Annotated in this window: 13 protein-coding genes; all 13 read right to left on the reverse strand. The window is 73.9% G+C overall.

Annotation, left to right across the window (positions count from 1 at the left end):
• Positions 1-15: 15 nt before the first annotated feature.
• The 13 genes from smc to K5O09_RS12095 all read right to left on the reverse strand — a co-directional run bounded on the left by smc (position 16) and on the right by K5O09_RS12095 (position 17,677).
• Positions 16-3,597 carry a chromosome segregation protein SMC gene (gene smc / locus K5O09_RS12035; RefSeq protein ID WP_222169768.1) on the reverse strand — a complete coding sequence of 1,194 codons (3,582 nt, stop codon included), beginning with the start codon at positions 3,595-3,597 and terminating at the stop codon, positions 16-18.
• Between the two features lie 61 nt (positions 3,598-3,658).
• The gene (gene ndk, locus K5O09_RS12040; RefSeq protein ID WP_222169769.1) at positions 3,659-4,090 is read right to left on the reverse strand and encodes a nucleoside-diphosphate kinase; all 432 of its coding nucleotides are present in this window, start codon (positions 4,088-4,090) and stop codon (positions 3,659-3,661) included.
• Between the two features lie 10 nt (positions 4,091-4,100).
• Entirely contained in the window at positions 4,101-4,520 is a 420-nt protein-coding gene (locus K5O09_RS12045) for a DUF4233 domain-containing protein (protein WP_222169770.1), read from the reverse strand.
• Between the two features lie 9 nt (positions 4,521-4,529).
• Positions 4,530-6,224 (reverse strand): MDR family MFS transporter, encoded by a 1,695-nt coding sequence (locus tag K5O09_RS12050; RefSeq protein ID WP_222169771.1) that lies wholly within the window; start codon positions 6,222-6,224, stop codon positions 4,530-4,532.
• Positions 6,225-6,383: 159 nt separating this feature from the next.
• Entirely contained in the window at positions 6,384-7,019 is a 636-nt protein-coding gene (locus K5O09_RS12055; protein WP_222169772.1) for a TetR/AcrR family transcriptional regulator, read from the reverse strand.
• Between the two features lie 58 nt (positions 7,020-7,077).
• Positions 7,078-7,839 (reverse strand): dihydroxyacetone kinase phosphoryl donor subunit DhaM, encoded by a 762-nt coding sequence (dhaM, locus tag K5O09_RS12060; RefSeq protein ID WP_222169773.1) that lies wholly within the window; start codon positions 7,837-7,839, stop codon positions 7,078-7,080.
• Entirely contained in the window at positions 7,836-8,480 is a 645-nt protein-coding gene (dhaL, locus tag K5O09_RS12065) for a dihydroxyacetone kinase subunit DhaL (RefSeq protein ID WP_222169774.1), read from the reverse strand. The genes dhaM and dhaL overlap by 4 nt, the downstream gene beginning before the upstream one ends.
• An 85-nt stretch (positions 8,481-8,565) precedes the next feature.
• Positions 8,566-9,561 (reverse strand): dihydroxyacetone kinase subunit DhaK, encoded by a 996-nt coding sequence (gene dhaK, locus K5O09_RS12070; RefSeq protein ID WP_222169775.1) that lies wholly within the window; start codon positions 9,559-9,561, stop codon positions 8,566-8,568.
• Positions 9,562-9,698: 137 nt separating this feature from the next.
• Complete coding sequence (locus K5O09_RS12075; RefSeq protein ID WP_222169776.1) at positions 9,699-11,090, reverse strand: folylpolyglutamate synthase/dihydrofolate synthase family protein; 1,392 nt, start codon at positions 11,088-11,090, stop codon at positions 9,699-9,701.
• Entirely contained in the window at positions 11,090-14,461 is a 3,372-nt protein-coding gene (ileS, locus tag K5O09_RS12080) for an isoleucine--tRNA ligase (RefSeq protein WP_222169777.1), read from the reverse strand. Before ileS ends, K5O09_RS12075 begins: the two co-directional genes overlap by 1 nt.
• A gap of 600 nt (positions 14,462-15,061) precedes the next feature.
• Positions 15,062-15,835: a DUF6188 family protein gene (locus K5O09_RS12085; RefSeq protein ID WP_222169778.1), complete on the reverse strand. Its 774-nt coding sequence runs from the start codon at positions 15,833-15,835 to the stop codon at positions 15,062-15,064.
• 172 nt (positions 15,836-16,007) lie between these two features.
• Positions 16,008-16,337: a hypothetical protein gene (locus K5O09_RS12090; protein WP_222169779.1), complete on the reverse strand. Its 330-nt coding sequence runs from the start codon at positions 16,335-16,337 to the stop codon at positions 16,008-16,010.
• Positions 16,334-17,677 carry a hypothetical protein gene (locus K5O09_RS12095; RefSeq protein WP_222169780.1) on the reverse strand — a complete coding sequence of 448 codons (1,344 nt, stop codon included), beginning with the start codon at positions 17,675-17,677 and terminating at the stop codon, positions 16,334-16,336. The genes K5O09_RS12090 and K5O09_RS12095 overlap by 4 nt, the downstream gene beginning before the upstream one ends.
• Between the last annotated feature and the right edge of the window lie 18 nt (positions 17,678-17,695).

A 17,695-nucleotide genomic window follows, 5' to 3' on the forward strand; every position in this document is an offset into this window, starting at 1 on the left:
ACGTCGCCCCGCGGCTCACACCGGCGCGGCGGCCTCGTCCCGCAGCCGCTGGCTGATCACCGTGGTCACCCCGTCGCCGCGCATCGTCACGCCGTACAGCGCGTCGGCGATCTCCATGGTGCGCTTCTGGTGCGTGACGACGATGAGCTGGGAGTCCTCCCGCAGCTCGCGGAAGACCTCCAGCAGCCGGCCGAGGTTCGCGTCGTCGAGCGCGGCCTCCACCTCGTCCATGACGTAGAACGGGCTGGGCCGGGCCTTGAAGATCGACACCAGCAGCGCGACCGCCGTCAGCGACCGCTCGCCGCCGGACAGCAGCGACAGCCGCTTGACCTTCTTGCCCGCCGGCCGCGCCTCCACCTCGATGCCGGTGGTGAGCATGTCGGAGGGGTCGGTGAGCACCAGCCGACCCTCGCCCCCGGGGAACAGCCGCGGGAACACCCGGTCGAACTGCGCCGCGGTGTCCCGGTACGCCTCGGCGAACACCTGCTCCACGCGCTCGTCGATCTCCTGGACGATCTCCAGCAGGTCGGCGCGCGACTTCTTGAGGTCGGCGAGCTGCTCCACGAGGAACTTGTGCCGCTCCTCGAGCGCCGCGAACTCCTCCAGCGCCAGCGGGTTGACCCGGCCGAGCTGGGCGAGCGCGCGCTCGGCGGCCCGCAGCCGCTTCTCCTGCTCCGCCCGGACGTACGGCACCTCGGCCGGTGCGTCCCCGTTCGCCTCGGCGCCCGGGGGCGTGAGCACGGGCACCGCCCGGTGGGGCCCGAACTCCTCGACGAGCACGGCCGGGTCGATGCCGAGGTCCTCGACGGAGCGCGCCTGCAGCTGCTCGACGCGCAGCCGCTGCTCGGCGCGCGCGACCTCGTCGCGGTGCGCGGCGTCCGTGAGCTGGGCGACCTCGCGCTGTCGCTCGTCCACCTGCGTCCGCACGGCGGCCAGGGCCGTGTCCCGCTCGGCGCGTGCGGACTCCGCGGCGGCGCGCTCGTCAGCGGCCCGGGCGAGGGCGTGCTCGACGACGCGCAGCGCCTGGGCGGCGCCCTGCGCGACCGCCGTCGCGACCGCGGCGTGCCGGGCGCGCGTCCGCTCGCGCTCGGCGGCCCGCTCGCGGGCGGCGCGCTCCGTGCGGGCGGCGCGGTCCAGCGACTCCGCGCGGCCCGCGAGCGCACGGGCGCGCTCCTCCGACGTCCGCAGGGTCAGCCGGGCCTCCGTCTCCCGGCCCCGCGCGGCCGACGCGGCCTCGGCCCGGGCGTCGCGCTCCACCGTGCGCTCCTCGATCGCGGCGTCGGTGTCGACGGGCTCGGCCTCGGCGGCCGCGAGCCGCTCGGTGAGCTCGGCCAGCTCCGCGGCCTCCGCGGCGAGCGCCTGCTCGGCCGCGGCGAGGGACGCCTGGACCCGCTCGGCCTCGGCGCGGGCCGCCCGTGCGGTCGCACCCAGGTGCCCGAGTTGCTCGGCGACCGCCGCGAGCGCCGCGTCGGACTCGTTCAGCCGTTCCAGCGTGTCCTGGTAGGCCGCGCGGGCGGACTCCTGGGCCTCGCGCGCCCCGACCAGGGCGAACCGGGCCTGCTCGGCGCGCGAGGTGGCGTCCTGGACGCCCTGCCGGGCCTCGTCCAGCGCGGCCTGCAGGTGCAACGCGCTCGGCGCTGTCGCCGAGCCGCCCGACGCCCGGTGCGCCGCCAGCACGTCGCCACCCCGTGTCGCGACGACGAGGTCCGGCCGCTCCCGCAGCACCCCGCGCGCGGCGACCAGGTCGTCCACCACCACCACGTCGCTGAGGAGCCGGCGCACCGCGGGCAGCACGGCGGGCGGCGCCTGGACCAGGTCGAGCGCCCACGCGGCCCCGGCAGGCGAGGCTCCCACCCCGGCCGCCGCGGTCGTCCCGGCGTCACCCGCCGCGACGACCAGCCCCGCACGCCCGGCGTCCTGCCCCCGCAGGTACCGGATCGCGTCGACGGCGGCCTCCACGGACTCGACGGCGACCGCGTCCGCCGACGCACCCAGGGCCGCCACGATCGCGTCCTCGTCGCCTGCGGCGACCGCGATGAGCGCGGCGAGCGACCCGACGACGCCCGCCAGTCCGTCGGAGGCGAGCAGCGCGCCGGCGCCGTCCTTGCGGGTCAGGGACAGCTCGAGCGTCTCGATGCGCGACTCCAGCGCCGCTCGCTCGCGCTCGGCCTCGTCCAGCGCCTGCTCCAGCTCGGCGACCCGCGCGGCGGTCGTCTCGACGGCGTCCGCCGCGGCCTCGTGGGCGGCGTCCAGGCCCTCCTCGCCCTCCTCGACGCCGGCGACCTGCGTCTCCAGGGCGGCGAACTCGACGGTCGCCTCGTGCCCGCGCCGCTCCGCCTCCGTGAGCGTCGCACGCAACCGTCCGATCTCCGCCTCGGTGGCCTCCAGGCGGCTGCGCCGGGCGCCCACCTGGCCGGCGAGCCGGGCGAGCCCCTCGCGCCGGTCGGCGGCCCCCCGCAGCACGGTGGCCAGGGCCTTCTCCGCGGCGACGGCCTCCTCCTCCGCCTGCTGCCGGGCGGCCTGGGCGGCCTCCAGCGCGGCGCGCGCGGTGTCGACCTCCGCGGTCAGCTCCGCCTCGGCGGCGCGCACCCGCTCGGCCTGGCGCTCGAGGTCCTCGGGGTCCTGCCCGCGGGCCGGCTCCGGCGTCGCGCTGCCGAGCAGCCGCGCCCGGTCCGCCGCGAGGGACCCCGTGCCGCGCAGCCGCTCCTGCAGCGCGGACAACCGGTACCAGAGGTCCGACGCCTCGCCCAGGGCGGGAGCCGCCTCGGCGGCCTCGCGCTCGAGGGCCGCGAGCCGGGCGCGAGCGGCGTCGAGCGCGGCCTCCGCCTCGGTGCGCCGGGCCCGCAGCGCCGTGTCGTCGGCGATCTCCTGCTCGAGGGTCGCGGTGAGCTGCGCCAGGTCGTCGGCGAGCAGCCGCGCCCGGGCGTCGCGCAGGTCCGCCTGGACGGTCTGCGCCTTGCGCGCGACCTCCGCCTGCCGGCCCAGCGGCCCGAGCTGGCGCCGCAGCTCCCCGGTCAGGTCGGTGAGGCGCGTGAGGTTCGCCTGCATCGCGTCGAGCTTGCGGAGCGCCTTCTCCTTGCGCTTGCGGTGCTTGAGGACGCCCGCGGCCTCCTCGATGAAGCCGCGCCGCTCCTCCGGCGTCGCGCGCAGCACCGCGTCGAGCTGACCCTGCCCGACGATGACGTGCATCTCCCGGCCCAGGCCCGAGTCGGACAGCAGGTCCTGGATGTCGAGCAGCCGGCACGGCCGCCCGTTGATCGCGTACTCCGAGCCGCCGTTGCGGAACAGCGTCCGCGAGATCGTCACCTCGGTGTACTCGATCGGCAGGGCGCCGTCCGTGTTGTCGATGGTCAGCGACACCTCGGCACGCCCCAGGGGCGGGCGGCCGGAGGTGCCCGCGAAGATGACGTCCTCCATCTTGCCGCCGCGCAGCGACTTGGCGCCCTGCTCGCCCATCACCCACGCGAGCGCGTCGACGACGTTCGACTTGCCGGACCCGTTGGGGCCCACGACGCAGGTCACCCCGGGCTCGAGGTGCAGCGTCGTCGCCGAGGCGAACGACTTGAACCCCCGCAGGGTGAGCGTCTTCAGGTGCACGGGCGGCAGCCTAGTGGCGGCACCGGCCCGGGACCCGGAGGCCCCGGGCCGGTGCGCGGGCTCAGCGGGCCAGCGCGGGGAACCAGAGCCCGATCTCGCGGGCGGCCGACTCCGGGGAGTCCGAGCCGTGCACGAGGTTCTGCGTGACCTTCAGGCCCCACTCGCGGCCGAGGTCGCCGCGGATGGTGCCCGGGGCTGCGACCGTCGGGTCCGTGGCGCCCGCCAGCGAGCGGAAACCCTCGATGACGCGGTGGCCCTCGACGACGACCGCCAGGACGGGACCGGACTTCATGAACTCCACGAGCGGGCCGAAGAACGGCTTGCCCTCGTGCTCGGCGTAGTGGGCGTGCAGCAGGTCGTCGTCGGCGGTGCGGAGCTCGACGGCCACGAGGGTGTAGCCCTTGGCCTCGATGCGGCGGAGCACCTCGCCCGCCAGCCCCCGGCTCACGCCGTCGGGCTTGACCAGGACGAGGGTGCGCTGGATGTCGCTCATGGGCGTCACCCTAACCGGCGGCGCCGGACTCCTCGGGGTGGGCCGCGTCGTACGCCGCGCGCTCCCGGTCGATCCGGGCGCCGAGCCGCAGCGACACCGCCCACAGCACGGCGAACAGCACGCCGAGGGCGAACATCAGCGGCACGACGAACCCGCACGCGAGCACCAGCACCTGCGCCACCGAGCCGGCGAGGTACCCGCCCGGGACCGTCACGAGGCGCGACAGCACGACGAGGACGACGAACACCAGCCCGGCGACCGGCCAGAGCACCCCCGGCGGGGTGCCGAGGACGCCTGCCGCCGCGAGGCCGTGCGCCGTGAGCGCCGCGAACAGCACCAGCACGCCCTCCAGGACCAGGATGGTCGAGGCGAACTGGGGCTTGGCGGGACGCTTCGGGCGCGCGGGCCGCGCGGCGTGCGGGGAGGTCACGTCGGCAGGCTACCGGGGGTCGCCGGACGACCCAGTGGGGCCACCGGCTCCCGCGGGGCCCGACGGGCCGGCCGCGGCGGCGGACGCGCGCTCCGCCTCGGGCGCGGGTGGCGTCGAGCGCCGCGCCGGCGCCGCCGTGGCCTCGCCGCGCGCCACCATCCCGGCCACGTCCGACAGCGTCACCTCGCGCAGGAACAGCGTCAGCACGAAGCCGAGGGCGAGCAGCGGGACGAGGTACCAGAACGCGGGCGCGAGCGCCTCGGTGTACGCCGCGACCACGCCGTCGCGCAGGGCGTCGGGCAGCTGCGCGACGAGCGCGGGGGTCAGCGACTCGGCACCGCCGGACGCGTCGGCACCGCCCGCCGGCACGCCCGCGAACACGCCCTCGAGGCGCGTCGAGAGCCGGGTGGTGAAGATCGTGCTGAACAGTGCCGTGCCGACCGCCGCGCCGATCTCCCGGAAGAAGTTGTTGGCGCTGGTCGCGGTGCCGATCTCGTGCGGGTCGACCGAGTTCTGCACCGCGAGCACGATCGTCTGCATCACGAGGCCGAGCCCGGCGCCCAGGACGAAGATCATCACCCCGAACAGCACCATCGACATGTCGCCGGTGATGGTGGTGAGCCACGCCAGTCCGACCGTGGTCACCGCCATGCCCGCGATCGGGAACGCCCGGTAGCGCCCGGTGCGGGTGATCGCCACGCCGGAGCCGATGGCGGTGAGCATGACACCGACGGTCATCGGGAGCATGAGCAGGCCGGACTCCGTGACGCCGGAGCCGGTCGACATCTGCAGGAACGTCGGCAGGAAGGCCAGGGACGCGAACATGCCCATGCCGATGACCAGGCCGATGCCGGTGGCCAGCGCGAACGTCGGGTTGCGGAACAGCCGCAGCGGCAGGATCGGCTCCTGCGCCCGCAGCTCGACCCCGATGAACAGCGCGATCGCGACGAGGGTGCCGACCAGCAGGGCCACCAGGCGCGCGTCGGACCAGTCGTAGCCGCCCTCGCCGGTCAGCGAGGTCCAGGACGTGAGCAGGACGATCCCGGACGTGGCGAGCGTCAGCAGCACGATGCCGGCGACGTCCAGGCGCCGACCGGAGCGGTGCGAGGGCAGCTTGAGCGTGAACCACGCCGTGACGAACGCCGCGATGCCGACCGGGATGTTGATCCAGAAGCACCAGCGCCAGTCGGCGTGGTCCGTGAACAGCCCGCCGAGCAGCGGGCCTGCGACCGCGGCGACGCCGAACATCGCCCCCATCGGGCCCATGTACCTGCCGCGCTCCTTCGCGGGCACGATGTCCGCGATGATCGCCTGCGACAGGATGATCAGTCCGCCGCCGCCGAGCCCCTGGACGCCGCGCCACGCGACGAGCTCGCCGAACGACTGCGCGAAGCCGGCGCCCGCGGACGCCACCGTGAACAGGCCGATCGCGACGAGGAACGGCCAGCGCCGGCCCCACAGGTCACCGAACTTGCCGTACAGCGGCATGACGATCGCGATCGCCAGGATGTAGATCGTCACGACCCACCCCTGGTGCTCGACGCCGTCCAGCTCGCCGACGATGGTGGGCATCGCCGTGCCGACGATGGACTGGTCGAGCGAAGACAGCAGCATGCTGGCCAGCAGCGCGCCGAAGATGAGCCAGACGGTGCGCTGGGTCAGCTCGACCAGCGGCTCGTCCGGTGCGTGGGCGGTGGTCGCCATGGGCCGGGTTCCGTTTCTCGTGCGGAGGGCCGGCGCGCGCCGGGGACCGGCTGCGGCCGGTGCGGCGCCGTCGGCGGCGGAGGTGTGCGGTGGGGCGCAGCACCGGCGCACGGGGGCGCGCCGGTGCTGGCGGGTGCAGGTGGGTGGCGCGCGGGGAGGTCAGCCGGGAGGTGCGGCCGCCGGGTGGGCGGTCGCGGCGATCGCGGCGAGGTCCGCGACGACGGACGGCAGCTGGTCGTGCACGTCGCCCCGGCGTCCGGCGGCGTCCCACCGGACGAAGGTTGCGTGCGAGATCACCATGAGCAGCGCGCCGACCAGCAGGACGACCGCCTCGTCCGCCCCGTCGCCGAGGCGGCGGCGGACGAGCTGCTCGATCTCGTCGTGCAGGCCGCGGACGTGCGCGTAGGCCCGCACGAGCAGGTCGGGGTGGCCGCGCGCGACCTCGAACGCCCGCTCCATGCGCTCCTTGCCGAGCGGCGGGTGGTCGAGCACGTGGGCCACGAGGGCCTGCAGGTCGGGCAGCAGGTCGCCGCTCGGCCCGCCGTCGGCGAACGTCCCGGCGGCGGCCGGGTCGATCCGCCAGTGGGCGAGGCCCAGCACCGCGTCGTCCTTCGACTCGAAGTAGTTGAAGAACGTGCGGACCGAGACGCCGACCTCCGCGCAGACCGCCTCGACCGTCACCTGGTCGAGGCCGTGCTCCGCCGCCAGCCGGTGCGTGGCGTCGACGAGCGCCTCGAGACGGGCGCGCTTCTTGCGGGCGCGCAGCCCCTCGGGCTCGGCGGCGGATTCTTGCATGGCATGCATTCTTGCACGGCATGCAGAGTTGCGTCAGGCAGCGGACCGGTGAACCGGCTCACACCTCGCCGAAGCCCTCCTCGACGGCACCGACGAAGGCGTCGACCGCCACCCGCGCCTGCGGTCCGGTCGCGGACACCTCCAGCGTGCGGCCCTGCGTCGCCCCCAGCTGCATGAGCTCGAGCACGCTCGCGGCGTTCACGCCGTCCACCCGCACCGCGGCGTCGAAGCCGGCCATCATGCGCGCCAGCACCGCAGCCGGGCGGGCGTGCAGGCCCATCGGGTTGCGCACGACCACCTGGGCGGTGATCGGGTTCTCCTCCCCCGGCGCGCCGGACCCGGCAGGCGGCGCGGGCGCCGGCTCCCCGGCCGCGTCGGGTCCGCCGGTGCCGACCGGCGGCGCCTCCCCGGCCCCGACCGCGTGCGGGAAGCCCGCCCCTGCCGCCACGGCCGCACCGAGCACCTCGCCGACGGGCGCACCGCCCGCGGCGGTGACCGCAGCCGCGACGGCGGCCTCGACCAGCGGGGCGTCCGCGAGGTGCACCCGCGCGGCGACGTCCTCGTCGAGGAACTCGAGCACGGACTCCGTCGTGAGCACCGCCGAGCCGAGGTCGGTCAGCACCACGGCGGACCGGCCGTCGGCCGTCGCCTCGGTCAGCGCGTCCTGCACCAGGTCGAAGCTGGTGCCGAGCCCGCCGTCGCCGTCACCGCCGGCGGCCACGATCAGCACGTCCGGCGCCATCTGCCCCGCCAGCTCCCGCAGCCCCGCGGCGAGCCGCTCGGAGTGCGAGACCAGCACCAGGGCGACGGGGGCGCTCATGCCGCCGCCGCCGTGGCCGCAGCGGCCTCGAGGATCAGCGCGCTCGACGTCGCGCCCGGGTCCTGGTGCCCGGCGGAGCGCTCGCCGAGGTACGACGCCCGGCCCTTCGTGGCGACGAGCGGGATGGTCGCGAGCGCCCCCGCCCGCGCGGCCTCGGCCGCCGCCGCGAGGACCGCCGCCGGCGACGCCCCCGCGTCCGCGGCCTGCACGGCGGCCTCGACCGCGGGGGTCCAGGCGTCGACCATCGTCTTCTCCCCGGTGGTGGCCTTCCCGCGGACCACGATGCCCTCGAGCCCGGCCTCCAGCATCGCCACGACGGCGTGGGCGTCCAGCCCCGGGACGCCCGTGACCTTCGCCGCCCGCAGGTACGCGGTCCCGTAGAGCGGGCCGGCCGCCCCGCCCACCGTCGACATCAGCGTGGTCGCGACGAGCTTGAGCACCGCACCCACGTCGCCCGGCGGCGCCTCCAGCGCGTCGAGCTTGGCCAGCACGGCGGTGAAGCCCCGGCTGAGGTTCTCGCCGTGGTCGCCGTCGCCGATCTGCCGGTCGAGCTCGATGAGCTCCTCCCGGTTCTCGGCGACCACCTGCGCCGTCCGGCGCACCCAGGCCTCCGCCCACGTCGCACCCAGGGAATCCGTCATGCTCCGCTCCCACCTCCGCCGTCGTGCCGGCGGCCACGCGTCCCGGAGGACGGCGGGCCCGACGCCCCCGGCAGCCGTCTCGCGGCTACCAGTGCAGCGCGGCCGTGCGCACCGGCGCGTCCCACAGCGCGGTGAGCTCGTCGTCCAACCGGAGCACAGTGACCGAGGCGCCCTGCATCTCCAGTGATGTCACATAGTTGCCCACGAGCGACCGGGTCACCTCGACCCCGCGGCCCTCGAGCAGCCTGCGTGCCTGACGATAGACGACGTAGAGCTCGGAGAGCGGCGTGCCACCCATGCCGTTGACGAACAGCAGGACACGCTCGCCGGACGCGAGGCCCAGGTCGTCGGCGACGGGCGTCAGCAGCATCTCGGTGATCTCGTCCGCGCCGGCGAGCGGGATGCGGCGCCGGCCCGGCTCGCCGTGGATGCCGATGCCGATCTCGATCTCGTCCTCGGGCAGGTCGAAGGACGGCTTGCCGGCGTGGGGAACGGTGCACGCGGTGAGCGCGACGCCCATCGACCGGACGTTGGCGACGACCTTCTCGGCCACCGCGACGACCGCGTCCAGGTCGTCGCCGCGCGCAGCGGCCGCGCCGGCGATCTTCTCGACGGCGACGGTGCCCGCGACACCGCGGCGGCCCGCGGTGTACAGCGAGTCCTCGACGGCGACGTCGTCGTTGACCACGACGGTGCGGACCGTGATGTCGTCCGCGTCGGCGAGCTCGGCCGCCGTCTCGAAGTTCAGCACGTCGCCCGTGTAGTTCTTGACGATCGCGAGCACGCCGGCACCGCCGTCCGCCGCGGCGAACGCGGGGGCGATCTGGTCGGGTGTGGGCGAGGTGAACATCGCACCCGGCACCGCCGCGTCGAGCATGCCGGCGCCGACGAACCCCGCGTGCAGCGGCTCGTGCCCGCTGCCACCGCCCGAGACGAGGCCGACCTTGCCGCTGACCGCGCCTCCGGCCCGGGAGACGAACAGCGGGTCCGTGTGCACCTGCACGACGTCCGCGTGCGCCAGCCCGAATCCCTCGACGGACTCGGCGACGACGTTCTGCGGGTCGTTGATGAGCTTCTTCACGTCGGTGGTTCCCTTCCGCGCGGCCGGTCGCGGCGCCGTCGTCGCGACAGCACTCACACTCGCCGCGCTGGTGGCGGGCGTCAAGGGGCAGGCGTGCGCCCGGGGTGCACGTTCGTGCACCCCGGGCACCGGCCGTCTCAGGCCCGGCCGAACAGCGTCCGCGCCTCCGCGACCAGCAGGATCGACCCGGTCACCAGCACGGCGGCGCCGCGCTCGACGTCCCGCTCCGCCAGGTCCGCGGCCAGCGTCACCGCGTCGTCCAGCCGCTCCCGCACGTGCACGCGGTCCTCGCCGAAGACGTCCCGGGCGATCTCGGCGAGGTCGTCGACCTCGAGGGCCCGGGGCGTCGAGGCCCGGGTCACCACCACGTGGTCGAGCGCCGGCTCCAGCACCGCGAGGATGTTCTCCGGGTCCTTGTCCGCCATGACGCCGACCACGCCCACGACGCTCTGGAACGCGAAGGCCTCCTCCAGCGCCGCGACCAGCGCCTCGGCGCCCGCCGGGTTGTGGGCGCCGTCGACGATCACAGTCGGGCTCGACCGCACCAGCTCCAGGCGCCCCGGGGAGTCCGCGTCCGCGAACGCCACCTCCACCACCGAGCCGTCGAGCGCGCCGCCCCCGGCCATGAGGGCCTCCGTGGCGGCGAGCGCCGCCAGCGCGTTGTGCGCCTGGTGCTCCCCGTGCAGCGGCAGGAAGATGTCCGTGTACACACCGCCCGTGCCACGCAGCGTGAGCAGCTGTCCGCCGACCGCGACCTGGCGCTCGACCACGTCGATGTCGATGCCCTCGCGCACCACGCGCGCCCCGCGCTCGGCGGCTGCGTGGAGGATGACGCCCTCCGCGTCCTCCTCCTGGCGCGCCAGCACCAGCGTGGCGCCGTCCTTGACGATCCCGGCCTTCTCCCCCGCGATCTCCACGAGGGTGTGCCCGAGCCAGCGCTCGTGGTCGTGCGCCACCGGGGTGATGACCGCGACCTCGCCGTCCGCGACGTTCGTCGCGTCCCAGCGCCCGCCCATCCCGACCTCGACCACCGCCACGTCCACCGGCGCGTCCGCGAACGCCGCGAACGCCATGACCGTGAACACCTCGAAGAACGACAGCCGCGGCCGCCCCTCCGCCTGCTCCCGTACGTCCACCATGTGCACGTACGGCGCGACGTCCTGCCACACCTCGACGAACCGCTCGTCGGAGATCGGCTCGCCGTCGATCGCGATGCGCTCGGTGACCCGGCTCAGGTGCGGGCTCGTGAACCGTCCCGTCCGCAGCCCGTGCTCGCGCACCAGCCGCTCGACCATGCGGGCCGTCGACGTCTTGCCGTTGGTGCCCGTGAGGTGCACGACCCGGTACGCGCGCTGCGGGTCGCCCAGCAGCTCGCACACCGCCCGCACCCGGTCGAGCGTCGGGTCGAAGTCGTGCTCGGGCGCCCGCTCGAGGATCCCCGCGTACACCTCGTCCGCGGCCCGGCGGGCGGCCGCCGCGGCCTCGTCGCGCAGGTGGTCGGCGCCGCCCCGGCCCTTCCCGGCGGCCATCAGGCGTCCACCCGCTCGACGCCGACCGCGAGCTCGGCGCCCTCCGCTTGCTCGAGCACCACCGCCGTCGCGAGCGTCTCGGACGCGATGAACTCCCGGTGCGCCTCGACGGCCGCGCGGTGCTCCGCGGGCACGCCCAGCGTCAGCCGGATCCGGTCGGTCACCGCCAGGTCGGCGGCCTTGCGGGCGTCCTGCACGGCACGCACCACGTCGCGGGCGTAGCCCTCGGCGAGCAGCGCGTCGTCCAGCGCGAGGTCCAGCACCACGAAACCGCCGGACGGCAGCACGCCCGCGGCCAGCGTGGGCGCCTCCCCCTCGGCGGTCGTCACGTCGATCGACGTCGTGAGCTCGTACTCGGAGTCCAGCACCGGCACGTCGCCCTCGTCGGTGCGGACCACCACGCGGCCCTCCGCGTCGGTCGACCAGTCGCCGGCCTTCGCGGCCCGGATGACCGCCTGGACGCCGCGGCCCAGGCGCGGACCGGCGGCACGGGCGTTCACCGCGAGGTTGCGGCGCACCGCCACCCCGCCCGCGGCGGCCTCCTCGACCGTCGACAGCACGACGTCCTTGACGTTGAGCTCCGCGGCCAGCAGGTCCCGGAACGGCGCGAGGGCCTGCGGGTCCGGCGTCGCGACGCGCAGCTCCCGCAGCGGCTGACGGACACGCAGCGCGTTCGCCTTCCGCAGCGCGAGCGCCGCCGAGACGGCCTCCCGCACCCCGTCGACGGCCACGACGAGGTCGTCGTCCGCCGCCAGCGCGACGTCGTCCGCCCCGCCGTCCCCGAGCACCGGCCAGTCCGTCAGGTGCACGGAGCGCTCGCCGGTCAGGCCGCGCCACACCTCCTCCGACAGCAGCGGCGCGAGCGGCGCCATCACCCGGGTCAGGGTCTCCAGCGCCGTCCACAGCGTGTCGAACGCCGCGGCGTCCTCCGCCCAGAACCGGTCGCGCTGCGTGCGGACGTACCAGTTGGTCAGCAGGTCCAGGTGCACCCGCACCGTCTCGCAGGCCCCCGGCACGTCGTACGCGTCGAGCTGCGCCGTCACGTCCTCGACCAGCCGCCGCGTGCGGGCCAGCAGGTACCGGTCCATCGTCGACAGCCGGCCCTCGGCGTGGTCCTGCGCCGTGACGCGCCGCGCGGTGAGGCCGTCGCCGGCCGCGTTGGCGTACAGCGCGAAGAAGTACCACGTGCTCCACAGCGGCAGCAGCACCTGGCGGACCTCCGAGCGGATGCCCTCCTCCGTGACGACCAGGTTGCCGCCGCGCAGGATCGGCGACGCCATGAGGAACCACCGCATCGCGTCCGACCCGTCGCGGTCGAACACCTCGTTCACGTCCGGGTAGTTGCGCAGCGACTTGCTCATCTTGCGGCCGTCGGAGCCCAGGACGATGCCGTGCGACACCGACGTGCGGAACGCCGGCCGGTCGAACAGCGCGGTGGCCAGCACGTGCAGCAGGTAGAACCAGCCGCGGGTCTGCCCGATGTACTCCGTGATGAAGTCGCCCGGGTAGTGGTGGTCGAACCAGTCCGCGTTCTCGAACGGGTAGTGCACCTGCGCGTACGGCATCGACCCGGAGTCGAACCACACGTCCAGGACGTCCGGGATCCGGCGCATCGTCGAGCGCCCGCTCGGGTCGTCGGGGTTCGGGCGGGTCAGCTCGTCGATGAACGGCCGGTGCAGGTCCGGCTCCCCGGCGTCGTTCAGCGGCAGCCGGCCGAAGTCGGCCTCCAGCTCCGCGAACGAGCCGTACACGTCGATCCGCGGGTACTGGGGGTCGTCGCTCACCCACACCGGGATCGGCGTGCCCCAGTAGCGGTTGCGGGAAACCGACCAGTCACGCGCGCCGGCCAGCCAGTTGCCGAACTGGCCGTCCTTGATGTGCTCGGGCACCCAGGAGATGTCCTGGTTCAGCTCGACCATCCGGTCGCGGAACGCCGTCACCTTGACGAACCACGACGACACCGCCTTGTAGATCAGCGGGTGCCGGCAGCGCCAGCAGTGCGGGTAGGAGTGCACGTACGACGCCTGGCGCAGCAGCCGGCCGTCCGCGCGCAGCCGCTGCGTGATCGGCTTGTTCGCCTCGAACACCTGCAGGCCCTGGAAGTCCGGGACCAGGGACGTGAACTTCCCGCCCTCGTCGACGCTCAGCACCGTCGGGATGCCCGCGGCCTCGCAGGTCTCCTGGTCGACCTCGCCGTACGCCGGGGCCTGGTGCACCACGCCGGTGCCGTCCTCGGTGGTGACGTAGTCCGCGAGCAGCACCTGGAAGCCGTGCTCCGCCATGCCCGGCTGGTCCGCGAGGTAGCCGAACAGCGGCTCGTACCGCACGCCCGCCAGCTCGGCGCCGCGCAGGGTCGGGCTCGTCCCGCGGGCCTCCGCGCGCGCCACCGCCGCCTCCCACGCGTCGTCCGCCGAGGCGTAGCCGAGGTCCTTCGCGTACCCCGGCAGCAGGGCCCGCGCCAGCAGGAAGTCCTCGCCGCGCAGCGCGTCCTGCAGCCCTTCGCGGTCCCCCGCGAGGCGCGCGTGCGGCACCACGACGTACTCCACGTCCGGCCCGACCGCGAGCGCCGAGTTGGTGGGCAGCGTCCACGGGGTCGTCGTCCACGCCAGCGCCGCGACGCCCGCGAGCCCGAGCTCCTCGGCGCGCGCCCCCGTCAGCGGGAACGTCACCGTCACCGTCTGGTCCTGGACGTCCCGGTAGACGTCGTCGTCCATCCGCAGCTCGTGGTTCGACAGCGGCGTCTGGTCGTTCCAGCAGTACGGCAGCACGCGGTAGCCCTCGTACGCCCAGCCCTTGTCGTACAGCTGCTTGAACGCCCAGATCACCGACTCCATGAACGTCGGGTCCAGCGTCTTGTAGTCGTGGTCGAAGTCCACCCACCGCGCCTGCCGGGTCACGTACACCCGCCACTCGTCGGTGTAGCGCAGCACCGACGTGCGGCACGCGTCGTTGAACGCCTTGATGCCCATCGTCTCGATCTGGGACTTGTCCGTGATGCCGAGGATCCGCTCCGCCTCGAGCTCCGCCGGCAGGCCGTGCGTGTCCCAGCCGAACCGGCGCTCCACGCGGCGGCCCCGCTGCGTCTGGTACCGGCCCACGATGTCCTTCGCGTAGCCCGTCAGCAGGTGCCCGTAGTGCGGCAGGCCGTTCGCGAACGGCGGGCCGTCGTAGAACACGAACTCGTTCGCGCCGTCCGCGCCGGCGTCACGCGCGTCGATCGACGCCTGGAACGTGCCGTCCGCCTCCCAGTACGCGAGGACGTCCTTCTCCAGCGCGGGCAGGTCGGGGGACGCGGGCAGGCCGAACGCGGCCCCGGGCGACGACGGGGCGACGTGCTTGCCGGCGGGCGAGCGGTGCAGGGGGTAGGCCATGGCGGATGGCGCTCCTGTGGTCGGTGCTCCCGCCGGCGGGCGGCGGGGGCGGTGCGGTTCGGCAGGACCACGGGGACGACGTCACCCGGGCCGGACACCGACCCGGGGGCACCGCGGTACCACCCCGCTTGCCGTCCACCGTGCCCCTCGCGGGGTGCGGTGCGCGACCACTCTGCGCTGCGGCTGTGACGGGCCTGCCCCGTCCGGTTCTACTGGGGACGCGCCCGGTGGTGCGACGCGGCCTGTTCTTCCGGAGGCTCCCCGGTGATGGCCGGATCGGTGCCTGTGGGCACGAGTGTAGCGACGGTGGCGGACCTGAACGCGCGGAGCGTGCCGGGCGCCGGTGCCGCCTGTCGGCGGGGCAGACGGGCGGCTCCTCGACGGCATCGTCCGTGCTCTGGCCCGGAGCGGACGGCGTGAGCGCACGCGCGGGCACGCACCACCAACGATCCGCGGCCCGGGTGAGCATCGACTTCGGCAACGACACGCCCGATCGAGTCCGCCGGAACAGTCCGATCACCGTGCTCAGGCTGCTCCACGCGAGAGGTTGGAACACGACGTCACCGCGTGCGGCTTGCTCGCCCCAGGCGGGTAGTACAGCTAGAGCCGCAGCAGAGCGTCGCGCACCGACACGCCTGCGCCGACGCGCACGACGAGTTCACCGCCCAGGTCCTGCGAACGGGACCACACACGGAACTGCACGCACCCACCCTCCGCCCGAACGGAGATCTTCGATGCAGCCTCTCGCTCGAGCACGAGGCCCTCCTGGTCGCCGTCGAGCCATCGGACACTCGCCGCCCCGGCGATCTCGTCCCAGGTGAGAGTCACGGCGTCGCCGTCGCCCGCCCACGCCGTCGACGAAGCCACTCCAGGCTGCTCAGACGACTCGACCATGACCCCAAGCTCCCTGACATCGTCGAGGTGAGAAACCTCAAGCCGAGCGCGCATCACGAACCCCCCATCGGAATGACCGTCGACAGCCGTCGGCCTTCGTCGGTGACTTGCCAGGTCGACCACCTTCAATCCGAAGGGCCCAGACGCCTCCCCAGGCTCATGGTCCTCGTCGCCTGGCACTCGGAGCATCGATCCGTCCACGAAGTCGAGTTCCAGCCGGCCATCGTCGAAGGCTCTCGCCGATGCAAGGTTCGTCCGCTCCAGCGCCAGCACCGGCCGCAAGTTCAGCGGGTCACCCTCTGGCACCAGCACGTGCTCGTGGCGGTCGGCGTCGATCAGACGAAACGGTTGTTCGATTCGGAACGAATAGCCGTCGGATGTCGCGATCACCACCGCGCAGTCAATCGCTATGTGCGTGGCACGACCAGCGATATCGAAGTCCCAGCCGTCATCGTCCCCTCGGCGCCGGATACCGCTCACTGGGGCCATCCTGGCCATGGGCCGCCGTAAGTCCCGGAGATGTGCGTCGCAGCGGGCGGTCCGGGCTTGCCGAAGACGTCCACCGGCTGGCCGTAGGAGTTGTAGACGCGAACGTAGCCGTCGGGGTACTCCAGAGCTACTGACGGACGAAGACGGACGACATCCGAGCCCGCTACCGCTCACGGGCGAGCCACGCGATCTCGCCTATGTTGGGATCACGGCCAAACTCCCTCCAGTCGCGGAGCGCGCGCTCAATTCCCGACCGCACCGGCCACGGCGAAAAGACGCCGGAGCCGTCTCCCATGTCACCAATGCGCACAGCAGAATGCGATAGCCCCTGGAGAACCGCTCGGGCAATCTCCCGAACAAGATCGTCGTCCGCCAGACTCAACCTGCGGCGAATATCCCATGGGATCACCCAGAGCCCGACGTAGTCTTCGTCGAGTTCTCGACTTATGCTTTCCCCCACCGCAACGGCGATCGCCGCTTCATCCGGACTCATGGGTTGAGCTTCAGTTTCGTGATGTCGACTCCTGAGATGTTCACGTCGATCGTCGCCTCCGTGTTCGGGCTACGCGACATGGTGGTTCGACCGCCCGGCCAGGGCGTGGCGGAGTTGAAGTCCGCGACCCGGTGCAGCGAGATCTCCCGCGGCGTGCAGTCGAAGGAGTGTGTGCCGACGGCTGAGAACGTCGCCGACGTGATCTGGCTCGACGACAGGGATCCGATCGCGCCCAGGCCGGTGAACGTCCACAGCAGCCGGCTCTTGAACGTCGTGGAGCACGTGGTGGTCACCCCCCGGTCGCACAGTCCCACGCCCTCGTCGGGGTCGAAGGACCACGACTGCCCGTACACGTCGCGGATCGCCGTCCACAGGTTCCGCGAACCACTCACGGACGGGTCGATGTAGACGGGCCAGACGGTCTCCTCGGCCGTGAGCATCGCGTCGTCGGGGACGATCGTGACTGCCCCGTCGTCGACCGCGACGGGCATCTGGGCGACGACGTCCCCGGCGCCTGGCCCGTCAACCGGGTCCACGTCCACGGTATCGAGACCCGAGGGGTCGACCGGCACGTCGGCGCGGAACGCCGCGCGTCCCAGCGACGCGAGACCCGGCTGCGGCTCGGAGGAGGCGGAGTCCCACATCCGCGGCGTCGGGCTGGAGAACACCGGCAGGCCGTCCGGGTCCTGGGCGACGAAGCCGCCCGCGGAGGCGACGACATCGAGCCCGTCGCTCACCTCGACCGGGAAACGCAGTTCGTCCAGCTGCGGGTTCGCGGCAGCCTCCGGCGACTCGACACGGAGGACCTCCGAGAACCCGGTGGCGTCCTCGGACACGGTCAGCAGGAGGTCGACGCCCGGCAGTACGTCGGCGTACGTGATCCGTGCCCCGTCCACCGTCGGGGCTGGGAGGTCGAGCGGGACGTCGAACGTCAGCTCGTGCCCGTCGCGAGCCAGGCGCGCGAGCGGCAGGTCCGCCGACCCGTCGGAGAACGTCATCGAGGTGACCGGGGCCGCCACGACGAGACCGTCGTCGCCGGGGACGACGGAGGGGGCGACGTCGACCCACTCCCCGTCGAGCTCGGCGCGCACGGCCGTGGCGGACGTCTGCCACGTCATCGTGCCGTCCGGATCGGCGTAGAGCGTGTCCCAGGGCGTTCGGGCATCGACGACCTCGACCCGCTGGTCGCACTGCTGCGCGGTGGTGCTGGCGGTCGTCTCGTCGACGACGGCCGACTCGCACGCGACCTCGACCGAGTCGCCCGGCGCCTCGGACGGGGTGGATGCGGGACTCGTCCCGGTTACCTGGGCAACGAGGAGACCGGCGACGAGAACCGACATCGATCGATGTGCAGGCAC

The organism is Cellulomonas sp. C5510, from assembly GCF_019797765.1.
Lineage (GTDB): Bacteria > Actinomycetota > Actinomycetes > Actinomycetales > Cellulomonadaceae > Cellulomonas.